Genomic DNA, 14,584 nt, shown 5'->3' on the forward strand with positions numbered 1-14,584 from the left:
ATCGAAGCCGAAGATGCGAGCAGTCACTCCTAGAGTGGGCGCTATGGCTGGCGACGCTACGGCATACCGGGTGGAGCACCTGGCCGCCGCGGCCGGGGTCGGGGTCGATACCATCCGCTACTACCAGGGGATGGGCCTCCTCCCCCCCACCGACCGGGATGGTCGCTCGGTGGTGTACGGGAACGCCCACCTGACCCGGTTGCGAACCATCCGAGCCCTCGCCGATGATGGCTTCACCCTGGCCCAGATCAAGCGCCTCCTGGACGAGTCCGGGCATCCGCTCCTGGAATCGCTGGCCGGGGCCACAGTCGGCCTGGAGCGGGCCGAACTCGCCGAGCGATCCGGGCTTCCCCCCCATCTGGTGGACATTGCGGTGTCGGCCGGTCTGATCCAGCCACTCGGCGACGGTGCGGAGGAACGATTCGCTCCCGACGTGGCACCGATGCTGGCCGCAGGTATGTCGCTGCTGGAGGCCGGGTTCCCCCTCGACAAGCTGGCGGCCCTGGCGGCCCGGCACGCCACATCGGTGGAGAGCGTGGTGGACGCCGCCATCGACTTGTTCAACGACCACATCCGCGACAACCAGCCCCACGGGGCCGTCGAGACGGCCGAGATGTTCCGAACCCTCGTGGTCCACGTCACCCGTCTGGTGGCGCAGCACTTCCACCACACCGTGGTCACCCGGGTGAAGGAGCGGCTGGACGAGTCGGAGGACGCGGCCCTGGTCAAGGCACTCGAGGACATCGAGGAACGCCAGATGGTGATCCACACCGAGTGGCGATGACCCGTCACTCGCTGTTGGAGCAACGTATCGCCCGCGCCGCCGCCCGCGCCGCCGTTTCGGGGCGTCCCTCGGTAGTCACGCTGGCGGCGCCCGCGCAGGACAGCGATGCGCTCGCCATAGCGTTGGAAGCAGGACCGCCTTTCGCCTACTGGGAAGTGCCGGACCGGGGCCTCGCCATGGCCGCCGCCGGTGAGGCGCACGTCATCCGGACCCCGGCGGACGCCGCACGCTTCGGCACCGCCTCGGCCGCCGTGCGGGACCTCGCGAGCCGGACCCACCAGGCGGCGCTCGACGGAGCAGAGCGGGCGCCGCTCCTGGTCGGGGGCTTCTCGTTCGCGCCGTGCGGCGCCTGGCCGGGATTCCCGGCGGGGCGTCTCGTGCTTCCCCAGCTGGCCTACATCCAGCGGGACCCCGGCAACCGGGTGTGGATGGCGGCAACCGAGGTTCTCGCCGGCGCGGATCCGGCCGCGGTCGCCGGCAGGCTGATGGCGCGGATCCGGTCCGCCCGCCGCATGGCGCCGGCGCCGGTCGCTCCCGGGGTGACGGACCACCGGCGCGCCCGCGACATCGACCTGAGCGATCCGGGATACCTGGCCGGCGCCGGGGACGCGATCCGGTTGATCCGCGACGGAGACCTGACGAAGGTGACCCTGGCCCGCAGGCTGGATGTCGGTCACCGGCCGGATCTCGGCCCATTCCTCGCCTCCCTGCGCCGGATCCACGGCGGCTGCGTCATCTTCGCGTTCGCCCGACCCGGAGGCGCGGTGTTCTGTGGCGCCACTCCCGAGCTGCTGGCTCGGGTCGAAGGATTGACGGTCAGGACGCTCGCCCTGGCCGGAACCGCGCCGCGGGGCTCGTCCGGGTCGGAGGACCGGCGCCTGGCCCGCCTCCTCCTGTCCGATTCGAAGGAACTCGAGGAACACGCCCACGTCCGCTCCGAGCTCATGAGCCGGCTGTCGGACCGGGGTTTCGCGCTGGACCCCCCGGAACGGATCGCCGTGCTCGAGTTGCCCGGCATCCTCCATCTCGCCACCCCGATCAGCGCGGTGGCGCCGGTCGGAACCGGCGTTCTGGACGTGGTGGGATCCCTCCACCCCACACCGGCAGTGGGCGGCCTGCCCCGGGACCGGGCCACGAACTGGATCACGGCCCGCGAGCCCTTCGACCGCGGTTGGTACGCCGGGCCGGTGGGCTTCTGCGACCTGTCCGGTAACGGGGAGTTCCATACCGCCCTGCGGTCCTGCCTGATCGAAGGCGACCGGACCAGCCTCTTCGCAGGCGCAGGTATCGTCTCGGCATCGCAACCGGAGAAGGAACTCCTGGAGACCGATCTGAAGCTGGGAGCGCTGCTCCCGTCTCTCACTCCGGTATGACCGATCACCGGCGGCGAGCCTACGCCACCGCCGACACCCTGGCTGCCGCCCTGGTCGAGGGAGGCGTGGCCGGGGTGATCATCTCTCCGGGTTCCCGTTGCACACCACTGGCGCTGGCTGTGAGCGACGGTGGCCCGCCCTCCGAGGTGGTGCTCGATGAGCGCTCCGCCGGGTTCACGGCCCTGGGATTGGCCAGGGCGACCGGCAAGCCGGCCGCGGTGATCTGCACCTCCGGTTCGGCAGCCGCCAACTACCTACCGGCCGTGGTGGAGGCCGACCGGGGCCGCGTACCGCTGGTGGTCGTCACCGCCGACCGTCCGCCCGGTTTCCTCGATCGCGACGCTCCCCAGACCATCGACCAGATCGGGCTCTACGGCTCGGCGGTGCGCGCCTCCGCCAACCTTCCGGTGGCGCACGAGAGTGATCGCGAGTGGACAGCCGGTGAGGTGCTCCGGGTGCTGGGGGCCGCCTACCCGCCCAACGCCGGCCCCGTTCATCTGAACGTCCCGTTCGACAAGCCCCTGGAGCCACCGGAGTGGCGCGACACCGCACCGTCGTTCGAGATGTCGCTCCCCGAATCCCGGGACGAGAGGGTGCTCGGGCCGTCGGTGGAGACGCTGGAAGGTTTCATGGACCGGGCCGATAACGGCGTAATGGTGGTGGGTCCCAGACAGACCGGGCAGGCCGAGCGGGACGCCGTTTATCGATTGGCGGCGCGGTCCGGATGGCCGATCCTGGCCGACGGGATGTCGGGACTGCGCAGCTGCGTCGGAGAGAACCTGGTGACCACCGGTGACGTGCTGGTCGGGGACCGGAGCTTCGCAGCCCTCCACACCCCCGACGCGGTACTCCGGATCGGCGCCATGCCCACGGGCACCATCACCCAGAACTGGCTGGAAGGGCTCCGTGCACCCGAGATCGTCCTGGATCCGGACTTCCGGTGGCGGGCCTCCGGCCCAGAAGCGGTCCTGCGCGATCCGATCGCGCCGCTCGTGGATCGAGTGTCGCCCTCACAGCAGGACGGCATCTGGACCCGTGCCTGGCGATCTGCAGAGCTGCGGGTTCGCGAGCGGCGCCGCTACGAGCGCACCCACCACCCGGACACGGAGCTTGCGCTGACCGCGGAGGTACTCGACAACGAAGCCCTGGTCTGGGCGGGTTCCAGCATGCCGGTGCGCCATGTGAACGCCATGCTGGAGCCGGGCTGCGGGGCCGCCGTGCTCGGCAACCGGGGTGCGTGCGGGATCGACGGTGCGCTGGCGTCGGCTGCCGGCGCCGCGCTGGGTTTCGGAAAGCGGGTCACCGCCCTGCTGGGGGACCTGACCTTCCTCCACGATGTCGGGTCGCTGGCCGCGGCCCGATCGCTGGGGGTGGACCTGTCGATCGTCGTGCTGGACAACGGGGGAGGCGCCATCTTCGAGATGCTCCCCTACCTACGATCCCTCCGGGAGTCCGGCGCGGAGGCTGCCTACCAGCAGGCTCGGGAACTCTTCGTCACCCCCCACGACCAGGACTTGGTGGCCGTGGCCGGCGGATTCGGCGTAGCGGCCGAACGTATCGGGCCCACCGAGATGGTGGGGGCGCTACGAAGGGCAAGGTTGCGACCCGGTGTGAGCGTGCTGGTTGTAAAAACCGACCCCGAGGCCATGTTCACCGCCTACCGCCGCCTCTACCGAACCTGAGGATCAGAACGCCATAAACGGTGCCCTGTTCCTGAGGATCAGGGCGTCAAATATGACGTTCTCTGCCCAAAGTTCGAGAAGTCGCGAAATCCGATGCTCCGCATCGGGCCCTCCCCCGCCACCACCTGTCCTGGTTCGGAGCGTGGCCGGCCATGCCCGGCTGGATGCCGGGATCGGCGGTTCGCTCCACGAAGCCCCGTATGTTCCCTCCGGACCGGCCGTTCCGATCGGTACACGCATCAGCCGGTGTAGGTGCTTGGCGAAAGTCAACGTATCGAAGGGGTATGACAAATACGTGTGATCCGTCCGATCCACCGAGGAATCGCCACCGGCGCGGTCACGAGATCGTGCGGTATGGGAGCGGAAAGCTGCCTGCACGGGCCAGTGTGGTCCGTGAAGGCCGTCACCGACAGAGACCGACCAGCGATTCGTCACTAGAGTCGCCGCCATGAGTTGGACCTTCGACAACGGCACCATCCTGACCAAAGCGGCCCTGGTGGGCGAGTACGCCAACAATGCCTTCGTGGTGGCCTGCGCCCGGACCGGTCACGGAGTGATCATCGACGCCGCCGCCGAACCGGATCGGATCCTTGAGCTGGCCGACGGCGTGGAGGTGGAGGCATTGCTCACCACCCATGGCCACTACGACCATCTGAGAGCCGTCGCACCGGTGGTCGAGGCCCTCGGCGTGCCGTTCCTCCTCCACCCTGCCGACCACGAGTTGGCGGAGCGGACCACTCGGGTCACTCCGACACCGTTGCGCGACGGGGAAGTGATCCCTCTGGGCGAGACCAGCCTGCTGACCCTGCATACACCCGGCCACACTCCCGGATCGGTGTGCTTCCTCAGCCCGGGTGTGCTCTTCTCGGGGGACACCCTGTTCCCGGGCGGCCCGGGCGCCACCGAGTACGAGGGTGGGGATTTCGACGAGATCATCAAGAGCATCAAGGACCGGCTGTTCACCCTTGACGAGTGCACCGACGTCTACCCGGGGCACGGTCCGACCAAGACCACCATCGGGACCGAGAAGCCGGAGCTGCCCGAGTGGATCGCCCGAGGCTGGTAGCCGGCATACAGTAGAGCCAATCCCCGGCTAGGGCCGCGCTAACCGCTTCCCCTTGGATGGGGATGGTCGTCCTGCGGGCCGCACTCCCTGCAGGATCCCACGATTGCGAAGTGATGTGGGCTGGTGTGGAAACCGTACTTGCTGAGGAAGAGCTCGTAGAGGGGCGCGACCTCCGTGTGAGGTACCTCGATGGTTCTGCCGCAGGCTTCGCACACGAGATGTTCGTGGTCGTGGTCGAGCGTGATGTGCCATCTTCCCGACCGCCCGCTGCCCAGTGAGATGTGGTGAACCAGCCCGATCCGGGCCAGATCGTCGAGGATCCGGTAGACGGTCGACGCTTCTATCCGGCCCGTGGTCTCCTGAACGTGATCGATGATCAGCCGTGCGCTGACGAAAGGTTCTTCGCTCGACGCCAGGGCGCGAAGCACGGCCCTTCTCGGAAGGGTGAGGCGGAGTCCGGCTTCGCGGAGCCGCTCTATGAGTAGGTCCTCGGTCAGGATGACTTCGTTCGACATGTGGAGGCCCCACGCTGTAGCAAATGCATGCTCGAGCCAGTTGTGATTCTATGTCATCTGGGTGGTCTTACCAACTGTGCCTCCTGTCCGGCTCTCCTAACGACAACGACCACAAATGTGCTTGTCAGGGAAAGACCACCGCCACGGCTGCAGTCACGACGGTCACGAAGGGGACTGGCTCCGTCCCCGGGCACCGGTGAATTGCCTGGCACGCTGTGGCCTGTCTACGAAACGACCAGGCGTGCCCTGGCGGCATACCACACCGCCGCTCCACAGACAGGCGGCTAGACTGCTCGCCAGACCGGACGGAAAGGCGCGACCAGCCTAGGCGGGCCAATTCCCCTCACGGTCCACAAGATGACCACTTGCTCTCCGAGTTCCAGTGACCACTCTGGAGCCGGGAGGTATCCCCCAACCTCGATGGTGGGGAGAAACGGAGCAGCCATGTCGAACGCTAAGTCGGATCATCCGCCAGCCGCCATCCGCAAGAAGGTGAACGCGCCTGCAGTGCGGGCCCGGAAGGGCGGGAAGCCGCTGACGATGTTGACCGCCTACGACTTCCCCGGCGGCAAGGTGGCGGATCAGGCCGGGGTCGACATCATCCTGGTGGGCGACTCGGTGGCCAACGTGGTTCTCGGATACGAGACCACCAACGAGGTGACGCTCGACGACATGATCCACCACACGGCCGCGGTAGCGCGAGCCCGTCCCGGTGCCCTGCTGGTGGCGGACATGCCGTGGATGACCTTCCATGTCAGCCCTGAGGAGACCCTGCGCAACGCCGCCCGCCTCGTCCGGGAGGGCGGGGCCGAGGCCGTCAAGCTCGAAGGCGGCACGACCCGGGTCGAGATGATCCGCAAGTTGGTGTCGGCCGAGATCCCGGTAATGGGACACATCGGGCTGACCCCCCAATCGGTCCACGCCGCCGGCGGGTACCGTATCCAGGGGAGAAGGTTGGAGGACGCCAGGCGGCTGATAGAGGACGCCCTGGCCCTTGAGGAGGCGGGTGTGTTCGCCGTGGTCTTGGAGGGTGTCCCGGCCATTCTGGCCCAGGCCATCACCCGACGGGTGAGCGTCCCCACCATCGGCATAGGCGCCGGGCCGGACACCGACGGACAGGTGTTGGTCATGCATGACATGCTCGGCCTCAACTTCGGCCACTACCCCAAGTTCGTCCGGCGCTACGCAGAGCTGTCCAGCGAGGCCGTGGCAGCAATAGATCGCTGGATCAGGGACGTTCGCCATGGTTCGTTCCCGAGCGAGGAGGAGTCCTACCACATGATCGACGCCGCCGCCTTGGAGCTGATCGAGGAACCCGCCGGAGCCGACCGGGCCATCGGGCACCGATAAGACCCGGCAGCGCGTTCGGGGGCCGACCACCGTCAACCTGCTTGCCACTACCACTGCGGGAGGGACACCTAGACTTGCCCCATAGGTATCCGGGGCGAAAGGAACGCCATGGACAGTCAGTCTGGAACGCAGGGTCAGGTTGCTCCGGCCAGCAACGGGATGGCGATCGCCGGCCTGGTGCTCGCCATTTGCGCGGTGGCGCTCTCGTGGTTGCCCGTGGTCAACTTCGCCTGCTGGGTCCTGGGACTGATCTTCTCGATCATGGGCCTGAGGAATGCCAACCGTGGAGCACCGTATCGCGGCTTGGCCATCGCCGGGTTGGTGATCTCTCTAGCGGGCATCGTTCTGATCGTCGTGTTGATTATCGTCGTAGGACTCGTGGCCGTTGCCGCCTGATCGGGTTACAACCCCGCATCGACCAACTCACAGACGACCCGACCCCGACTGTCGCGCTGCGCGAGAGCGTTGATCAAGGGTCTTGAAAGGATCCCCGAAACCACATACGTTGCCCGGCATGGGCAATTGGTCAATCGAAATCAGGGTTCCGAGGTCCGGTGATGCCGACCTCGACACCGAAGTTCACCGGCGGGCGCTGAGCGAGCTCGAAGGTCAGAGAGTGGGTCGGGAGTTGTACAACCTCCTCCGCAGGAAGCACCAGGGCTCGTTCCTGAGCCGCGAGGGTGCCAGCGCGGTGTCGACCATCGCCGAGGCCGCCCTGGCCATCACCAGGGCAATGGAGGGCGCGCAGCAGGGCATCCCGTCCGAGTTGACCGTCATCCTCCACAGGAATCGCTGAGCCGGCCGTGCGAGCGCCTGAACCGGAACCGGCCGAGCCTCCGGTTAACTTGTCGGCCTGATGGCAGTTGACGCAGTCGCCTTCGACTTCGGAGGGGTGGTTATCCGGACCCCCTTCGAGATGGCGCCCGGGCTGGAGGACCGGCTCGACCTGCCGCGGGGCAGCATCGATCTGGCCGGTCCCTTCGACCCGGATGCCGATCCTCTCTGGCGGAGATTCCAGGCCGGGGAGTTCACCGAACTCGAATACTGGCATCGCCAGGCCGACCGTCACGCCGGGATGATCGGCGCCGGCCCGGACCGCCTGCGCAGCTTCATCGACGCCCTGTTCGACGCACCCCGGGAGGAAGTCATCCGCCCCAGGACCTGGGAGTTGCGAAGAACCCTGCGCTCCCTGGGGTTACGGGTGGGGGTTCTCACCAACGACCTGAGCCGGTTCCACGACCCGGCCTGGATCGAGCGCATGCAAGTACTCGACCGTTTCGATCCCTTCGTCGATCTCTCCAACACCGGCATCCTCAAGCCCGATCCCCGGGGCTACCTGCGCCTGCTGGCGCGCATGGAACTGCCCGCCCATCGGGTGCTGTTCGTGGACGACCAGCCCGTCAACATCGCCGGTGCCGCGAAGGTGGGCATGCAGACCGTCCACTTCAACGTGCTCGACCGACCGGCCTCGATCGGCCGGGTGCTGAGGACGATCGACCTCTAGGTCCGCTTTTTCTCAGCGACGCCCTGGAGCGCGGGAACTGTCGATTCGGCCGGCCGTCTGGATCCTGGTCAGGACTGCGTTGAGCTATAGCCCGCGTGCTCGCTACGGCGCCGGGGCGTGGGTGGGGTCTACCCAGTCGGGGCTGTTGACCTCGTCGAATAGCCGTGTGATGTCATCGGACGGGGGTGCCGTCACCAGGGTCACCGCGATGGCCAGGGCCGTTGCCGCCGCGAAGCCGGGAACGGCCGGGTTGATCGCCCATATTCCGAGGTCGGCAACGCTTCGGACCGCGGACGCCAGCCCGAGAGACGCCGTCAGGTCAAGTAGGCCCTGGTTGCCCAGATCCATCAGCCACCAGAAGGTGGAGACCACGGTGCCCGAGATGACACCCGTGAAGGCCCCCGCCAGGTTGAAGCGCCTCCAGTACAGGGCCATGACGGTTACCGGACCGAAGGCCGCGCCCATGCCGCCCCAGGCCAGTGACACCAGGGCGAACACCGACTCCGGCGAGAGGATCGAGATCACGGCGGCCACCACGCCGACCGCAACCAGCAACAGCCTCCCGACCGTCACCTGCCGTTCGGCTCGCACTCGCTCCGTGATCCGCTTGAGCAGTGGCATGTCTCTCGAAGCGATGGCGGATGCCAGCAACAGTTGCGAGTCGGCGGTGCTCATGACGGCCGCCGCCACCGCCGTCAGCAGCAGGCCGCCCACGATGGGGTGGAAGAAGACCGACGAGACCACCAGGTAGAGCCGCTCCGAGTCGGGAATGTCCACGCCTCGGGCGGCGAGGGCCGGCGCGGCGACCAGACCCGCCAGCAGCCCGAACGAGAACACGAGCGCCGCCCAGCCCACGTTTATGTAGGTACTACGAGGAATCAGCCGTTCTTCTCTTATGGCCATGAACCGCGCCAGGAGCCTGAGGGCTCCGAAGGTGCCCAGTCCCCAGCCGAGGGCGGATGCGTAGGGCGTCCAGCCCAGTCCGTCTCCGGCTGCGTCCGTGAACGGGTTCCAGAACCCGGGAGCGGCATTCTCGAGACCCTGGAAGGGGTTGCTCGTGTTCAGAGTGAGGGTCAAGGCGATGATGACGAACCCGCCCAGCATGAGGAGGGCCTGGAAGACATCGGTCCGGGACACGGCCACAAACCCCATGAACGTGTAGGACAGCAGGGCGAGCAGGGTGACGAGGATCGCCATGTTGTGGGCAGCGCCGGTGGGATCCAGGTCGAAGACTTCCTCGAGGAGCTTGGCGCCCGCGATCAGCCCCGAGCAGACGTAGAGCGTGATGAAGTAGAGGCTGATCGCGGCGGCCAAACCGCGCAACGTGCCGCTGGTGTCCCGGAAGCGTTTCTCCCAGAACTCCGGGATGGTCAGCGCATCGTCGGCCGCGATGGTGTAACGCCGGAGGCGTTTGGCCATGACGATCCACACCAGCCAGATGCCCACCACGAGCCCGGCCACCGTCCAGAGGTGCATGAGACCGCCGGCGAAGGCCAGCGCCGGCAACACCAGCATGGTCCAGCCGCTGGCGTTGGAAGCACCGGCGCTCAGGGCGATGGTGAAGGCACCGAGCCTTCGCCCGCCCAGGACGTAGTCGCCCATGTTCGCCACGCCGTCTGACCGGTAGAGGACGATGCCGATGAGGACGACGGAGTACAGGGCGAAAACGATCAGCGTCCAAGCCCAATCGGCCATGCGAGACCCCCTACCTCGATTCGTAGCCGTACCCAGGGTCGCCTGTAGAGCCGAACCCGCCCTACCGGCACGGCGAGGGATTACCGCAGTATACGGCCAGGCTCCCCGGATCCTTGCCAGCCGTCCTCTCCGTGCCCGGCGTCGGGGTGGGCATCGAAGAAACCCGGCTCACCGGGTATCGAGCCCATGTACCGGTACCCACCGCTCCCGGCGATAATGCACGCCGGCAGCGAACAGAAGGAGCCAGCATGCCGGAGTCGGCATCGACATACACGATGGGCTATGACGAGGATTTCCTGCAGATGCTCCACTGGCGCAGCGCGGAGACGCATGCCAAGCACCTGCTCCCGCACCTCGAACCCGGCCTCAGCGTGCTCGACTTCGGCTGCGGGCCCGGGACCCTGTCGGTGGGCCTGGCCAGGGCCGTGGAGCCCGGCGAGTTCCACGGCGTCGACATCGAGCCGTCTCAGATCGAGATGGCCCGGGCCGCTGCCGGAGCCGGCGGGCACGGCAACGCTTCGTTCCAGGTGGCGGACGCCACCGATCTTCCCTTCGACGACGACACGTTCGACGTGGCCCACTGCCATACCGTCCTGATGCATGTTCCGGACACCCACGCCGTCCTGGCCGAGGTCAAGAGGGTTCTCAAGCCCGGCGGGATCATCTCCTGCCGCGAACTGATAGCTGCGTCCAGCTTCTCGGAACCCGCCTACAGCCTGGCGGGAGCATGGGAGACGTTCACGAAGCTGGTGATCGCCAACGGCGGGCACCCCCAGATGGGGAGGGAACTCAAAGCCAAGCTGCTGGACGGCGGATTCGTGGATGTACAGGCGACTGCCTCCGTCGACATGTTCAGCACCCCCGAAGCCAGAGCCGTTCTCGACGCTGTGATCACCGAGTGGTTCTTCTCCCCCAAGGTGATGGCCGCTGCCACCGCATCCGGGTTGGCCACCCAAGAACAGTTCGACACTTGGAAGGTCGACCAGGCGAGGTGGCGAGACCATCCGGGAGCGCTGGGCGCCATCGCCTTCGGCGAGGCCATAGCCACCAAGCCGTGACTACGAGGTCGGTCATCTCGGCCGGATCACACCTCGACGATTCGGGCTCGTGCGTCCAGGACAGAGAGCAGCATCCCCAACTCACCGGAGTCGGATGTCAGCAGCGTGACCTCCTCGTCCGAACGCCGAGCCCGAGCCACCGCGGGCGCAACGGACGCATCGATCACGTCGCTCGTAGCCGCCCGGCCACACAGTTGGCCGCCGGCGCGAGCCGTCGCTCCGTCGAGAACGACCTCGTTGCATCGGTTGAGCGTTCGCGATAACAGGGCTTGGCGGTCCGGGCTCCTCCACGCCTGGCCGATCACGCCGGTGGGTACATGAACCGCTTCGCCCCTGGCGAAAGCGGCCTCGAGCGCTGCCAGGACTTCTCGGTTGCCGCGATCCACCTGGATCAGGGCGCCCGCGTCGAGCACCAGGGTCACCGTCTACCTACCTAGGATGGCGCGGCCCCGCCGAAGCTCCTCCTCGGTGAATGCCCCGTTCTCCGCCTGCCACTCCTCCATCAGTTCGCGGAAGCCCTCCGCCGCTTCGCGCCGCCACTCCGGACCGTAGCGGAGCCTGTCCCGTCGGTCCGCCGCCTCGAAGGCCTTCTCCATGAGGTCGGCCAGCACCGGATCCTCAGGGCGGCCCATGCTGATGATCTGGATCGCTACCAGACCTGAAGGCTCCGGTGATCCGGCGGGCCGATGCGCAGCCGGATCCGTCCGATCCTCGTCGCCAACCGGTGGATCGGGCGTCCGAGGGGACTGGACGATGCCGTCGTCGAGCGAATCGGCAAGAACTGTGGTTTCCATACCGGACAATGTACAGAGCCTTGTTGGAGATGTCTAGACCCTCGTCTAGCGGTGCGTGGCCTCCGTCGGGCCCCGCCGAGGGTTCAGGTAGCTCACGAGGTCCGAGCAGCTGTCCGCGACTTGGGTGTGGTCGAAGAAGAAGCCGGGCATGCCGACCGCCTCGGCGCCGTCTAGGTTGACTTGCATGTCGTCCACGAACAGGCACTCGGAGACGTGGAGGCCCATGCGGTCGGCGGTGGTCGTGTAGGTGAGGGGATGCGGCTTGCGAACCCCGAGGGTCACCACGTCTATGACCTGCTCGAACAGGTGCCTGTAGGGCCACGTGTCCCACCACCCGTAACCCAACCACTCGCTCGAGTCGTTCGAGAGGGTGGCCTGGCGGAACCGCCGGCCGAGGATCTCGATGGTGGCCATCACCTCGGGACGCTCCGTACCCGTCCAGTCGATCTCCCTCGTCAGGTCCAGGGGGCGGCCGTTGGCGGCGCTGGTCTGCTGGTACCTCTTCCAGTACTCCGTCTCGGTCAACTCCCCGGTCGAGCACTTGGCGTAGTCGGCGTCGCCCCCGGGCGAGAAGGGTCCCCGCGGCAGGGTGCCCGGAGGCCAGCCCCTGGATGCTTCGAGATCGTCGAGCAGCTCGAAAGGGGTCGGGTAGAGGATGCCTCCCATGTCCCAGATGACGGCCCGGATGTCAGCCATCCCCGCGGTCCCACTCCCGGGCGTGCTCCAGCATCACCTCCCGCATGGACCGGGGCGGCTCGGGCTCGGGTAGATCGACGAGGACCGTGCCCGACTCGATCCTGACCGGGTAGGAGTCGAGCCGGAGCTCCGGCTCCCCGCACTTGGCGCCCGTGTCCGCCTCGTAGCGCCAGAAGTGGAGCGGGCAGGTGATGACCCCGTCCTTGACGAGCCCGCCGGCCAGCCGAGACGCCTGGTGCAGGCACTCGTTCCGGTAGGCGTAGGCCCGATCGCCGACCCGGACCACTACCGCCCGCCCATCCCCGATCTCGACACAACTGTTGGTGGGCAGGTCCTCGACGGGGCCGGCGCTAACCGTCGGCAACGCCTCAACCGTCCAGCTTCATCACCACAGCCTTGGATTCGCTGAAGAATTCATAGCTGTACTCGCCCCCCTCCCGGCCGACACCGGAGTCCCCATAGCCGCCGAAGGGCGCCCGCAGATCTCGCACGAAGAAGCAGTTGACCCACATCGTGCCGGCCCGCACCTCCCGGGCGACCTTGTGGGCGGTGTTCACGTTGGTGGTCCACACCATCGCCGCCAATCCATAGCGGGTGTCGTTGGCCATCTCGATCGCCTCGTCGACCTCGTCGAAGGGGATGATCATCTCGACCGGCCCGAAGATCTCGTCCTGGCAGGACCGCATGTGGTTGTCGGCATCGGCGAAGATGGTCGGCGCCACGTAGTTCCCGCTCGCCAGGGCGCCTTCGGTGACCCGGTAGCCGCCCGTCATCAGCTTGGCCCCCTCCTCCTTGGCCAGGTCGATGTACGACAGCACCTTCTCCATGTGCTCCCGGGTTACCAGCGGGCCCATGCCGGTAGCGGGATCGAGCGGGTTGCCCACCACGTACCGCTCGGCGCCGTCCACCATCCGCGCCACGAACTCGTCGTAGACGGGACGCTGGACGAGCAGGCGGGCGCCGGCCAGGCACACCTCGCCCTGGTTGGTGAAGATGCCCCGGAGCGAACCGGCGACGGCCTTGTCCAAGTCGGCATCGGCGCAGACGATGTTGGGCGAGTTGCCGCCCAGCTCGAACGACAGCTTCTTAAGGCTCGGCGCCGCGGCCGCCATGATGGCCTTGCCGGTGGCCGACTCGCCGGTGAAGGTGATCCCGTCCACATCGGGATGCCGGACCAGCGCCTCGCCGGCCTCCTCCGGCCCGAAGCCGTGGACCAGGTTGAACACCCCGTCGGGCAGGCCGGCGTCCCGGCAGATCTCCGCCAGCAGGGTGGCGGTCACCGGGGACTGCTCGGCCGGCTTGGCCACCACCGTGCAGCCGTAGGCGAGGGCCGGCGCCACCTTCCAGGTGAGGAGCATCAGGGGGAAGTTCCATGGCGAGATGGCGCCCACCACCCCGAGGGGCTCCCGCAGTTCGTAGGTGAGGACCCCGTCCCAGGGCTTCGAGAAGGCCTTGGTGTGGGCGTGCTCGGCGGCGTCGGCGAAGAAGCGGAAGTTGTGGGCGGAGCGGGGGATGTCCTTGGAGCGAGCAGCCGAGATCGGCTTACCCATGTCCCGGACCTCCCACTCCGCCAACTCGTCTAGGCGGGCCTCGATCCCCTCGGCCACCCGGTACAGGGCCTGGCGGCGCTCGGCGGGGTCCATCGATGCCCAAGCCGGCAGCGCGGCCCGGGCCGTTCCGACCGCCCGGTCCACGTCCTCGGCGTTCCCTCTGGCTACGGTCGCGATCGGGGCGTTGTCGATGGGGCTCACCGACTCGAACGTCTCGCCGGAGGACGGGTTCTCGAACCGGCCCCCGATGAAGTTCCGCAGCGTGATCATGCCTCCCCCTCCGTGCTGGTGGTCTGCCCGCCCGCCGCCTGCCGTTCGGCCATCACCACCCGGGCGGGTCGCCCGGCGATGCCGAAGCCGTACGGCGCTATCTCGTTGACCATGATCCGTACGGTCTCGATAGGAGCGTCGAGGCTCCTGACCAGGGCGTCGGAGACTTCGGCGATCATGTTCTCGATCTGCTCCGGCGAGCGCCCTTCCATCAGGTTGACGGTCACTATCGGCATGACGACTCCTC

The 14,584-nt window shown here is 67.5% G+C and carries 17 protein-coding genes; 9 read left to right on the plus strand and 8 right to left on the minus strand.

Annotated features, from left to right (window positions below):
• Positions 1-43 precede the first annotated feature (43 nt).
• The 4 genes from OXM57_01060 to OXM57_01075 all read left to right on the plus strand — a co-directional run bounded on the left by OXM57_01060 (position 44) and on the right by OXM57_01075 (position 4,905).
• Positions 44-784, plus strand: coding sequence for a MerR family transcriptional regulator (locus OXM57_01060; protein MDE0351268.1), 741 nt, complete (start codon positions 44-46; stop codon positions 782-784).
• Complete coding sequence (locus OXM57_01065) at positions 781-2,157, plus strand: isochorismate synthase (protein ID MDE0351269.1); 1,377 nt, start codon at positions 781-783, stop codon at positions 2,155-2,157. Before OXM57_01060 ends, OXM57_01065 begins: the two co-directional genes overlap by 4 nt.
• Positions 2,154-3,839 (plus strand): 2-succinyl-5-enolpyruvyl-6-hydroxy-3-cyclohexene-1-carboxylic-acid synthase, encoded by a 1,686-nt coding sequence (menD, locus tag OXM57_01070; protein ID MDE0351270.1) that lies wholly within the window; start codon positions 2,154-2,156, stop codon positions 3,837-3,839. Before OXM57_01065 ends, menD begins: the two co-directional genes overlap by 4 nt.
• Positions 3,840-4,287: 448 nt before the next feature.
• Positions 4,288-4,905: an MBL fold metallo-hydrolase gene (locus tag OXM57_01075; protein ID MDE0351271.1), complete on the plus strand. Its 618-nt coding sequence runs from the start codon at positions 4,288-4,290 to the stop codon at positions 4,903-4,905.
• A gap of 38 nt (positions 4,906-4,943) precedes the next feature.
• Here OXM57_01075 and OXM57_01080 read toward each other — a convergent pair whose 3' ends face one another.
• Complete coding sequence (locus OXM57_01080) at positions 4,944-5,420, minus strand: Fur family transcriptional regulator (GenBank protein ID MDE0351272.1); 477 nt, start codon at positions 5,418-5,420, stop codon at positions 4,944-4,946.
• 444 nt (positions 5,421-5,864) lie between these two features.
• Here OXM57_01080 and panB point away from each other — a divergent pair, with 444 nt between their 5' ends.
• The 4 genes from panB to OXM57_01100 all read left to right on the plus strand — a co-directional run bounded on the left by panB (position 5,865) and on the right by OXM57_01100 (position 8,274).
• Positions 5,865-6,770: a 3-methyl-2-oxobutanoate hydroxymethyltransferase gene (gene panB / locus OXM57_01085; GenBank protein MDE0351273.1), complete on the plus strand. Its 906-nt coding sequence runs from the start codon at positions 5,865-5,867 to the stop codon at positions 6,768-6,770.
• A gap of 108 nt (positions 6,771-6,878) precedes the next feature.
• Positions 6,879-7,166: a hypothetical protein gene (locus OXM57_01090; protein MDE0351274.1), complete on the plus strand. Its 288-nt coding sequence runs from the start codon at positions 6,879-6,881 to the stop codon at positions 7,164-7,166.
• Between the two features lie 118 nt (positions 7,167-7,284).
• The gene (locus tag OXM57_01095; protein MDE0351275.1) at positions 7,285-7,566 is read left to right on the plus strand and encodes a hypothetical protein; all 282 of its coding nucleotides are present in this window, start codon (positions 7,285-7,287) and stop codon (positions 7,564-7,566) included.
• A gap of 60 nt (positions 7,567-7,626) precedes the next feature.
• On the plus strand, positions 7,627-8,274 hold the full coding sequence (locus OXM57_01100) for an HAD-IA family hydrolase (GenBank protein MDE0351276.1): 648 nt from the start codon (positions 7,627-7,629) through the stop codon (positions 8,272-8,274).
• 102 nt (positions 8,275-8,376) lie between these two features.
• On the opposite strand, the gene OXM57_01105 is transcribed toward OXM57_01100, so the two are convergent.
• The gene (locus OXM57_01105; GenBank protein ID MDE0351277.1) at positions 8,377-9,969 is read right to left on the minus strand and encodes a sodium/proline symporter; all 1,593 of its coding nucleotides are present in this window, start codon (positions 9,967-9,969) and stop codon (positions 8,377-8,379) included.
• Positions 9,970-10,217: 248 nt separating this feature from the next.
• On the opposite strand from OXM57_01105, the gene OXM57_01110 reads away from it, so the two are divergent.
• Positions 10,218-11,027 carry a methyltransferase domain-containing protein gene (locus OXM57_01110; protein ID MDE0351278.1) on the plus strand — a complete coding sequence of 270 codons (810 nt, stop codon included), beginning with the start codon at positions 10,218-10,220 and terminating at the stop codon, positions 11,025-11,027.
• 26 nt (positions 11,028-11,053) lie between these two features.
• Here the strand turns inward: OXM57_01110 and OXM57_01115 are convergent, their stop codons facing one another.
• From OXM57_01115 to OXM57_01140, 6 genes are read right to left on the minus strand one after another with little or no spacing between them, the layout of a single operon-like run.
• A complete protein-coding gene (locus tag OXM57_01115) occupies positions 11,054-11,449 on the minus strand; it encodes a PIN domain nuclease (protein ID MDE0351279.1) in 396 nt (131 codons plus the stop codon).
• Positions 11,450-11,452: 3 nt separating this feature from the next.
• Positions 11,453-11,821 carry a hypothetical protein gene (locus tag OXM57_01120; protein MDE0351280.1) on the minus strand — a complete coding sequence of 123 codons (369 nt, stop codon included), beginning with the start codon at positions 11,819-11,821 and terminating at the stop codon, positions 11,453-11,455.
• Positions 11,822-11,866: 45 nt separating this feature from the next.
• A complete protein-coding gene (locus tag OXM57_01125; GenBank protein ID MDE0351281.1) occupies positions 11,867-12,517 on the minus strand; it encodes an HAD-IA family hydrolase in 651 nt (216 codons plus the stop codon).
• Positions 12,510-12,881: a Rieske (2Fe-2S) protein gene (locus tag OXM57_01130; protein MDE0351282.1), complete on the minus strand. Its 372-nt coding sequence runs from the start codon at positions 12,879-12,881 to the stop codon at positions 12,510-12,512. The genes OXM57_01125 and OXM57_01130 overlap by 8 nt, the downstream gene beginning before the upstream one ends.
• A gap of 4 nt (positions 12,882-12,885) precedes the next feature.
• Complete coding sequence (locus OXM57_01135; GenBank protein MDE0351283.1) at positions 12,886-14,337, minus strand: aldehyde dehydrogenase; 1,452 nt, start codon at positions 14,335-14,337, stop codon at positions 12,886-12,888.
• On the minus strand, positions 14,334-14,573 hold the full coding sequence (locus tag OXM57_01140; GenBank protein ID MDE0351284.1) for a tautomerase family protein: 240 nt from the start codon (positions 14,571-14,573) through the stop codon (positions 14,334-14,336). Before OXM57_01140 ends, OXM57_01135 begins: the two co-directional genes overlap by 4 nt.
• Positions 14,574-14,584: the final 11 nt, after the last annotated feature.

The organism is bacterium (assembly GCA_028820935.1).
In the GTDB taxonomy this organism is placed as follows: domain Bacteria; phylum Actinomycetota; class Acidimicrobiia; order Spongiisociales; family Spongiisociaceae; genus Spongiisocius.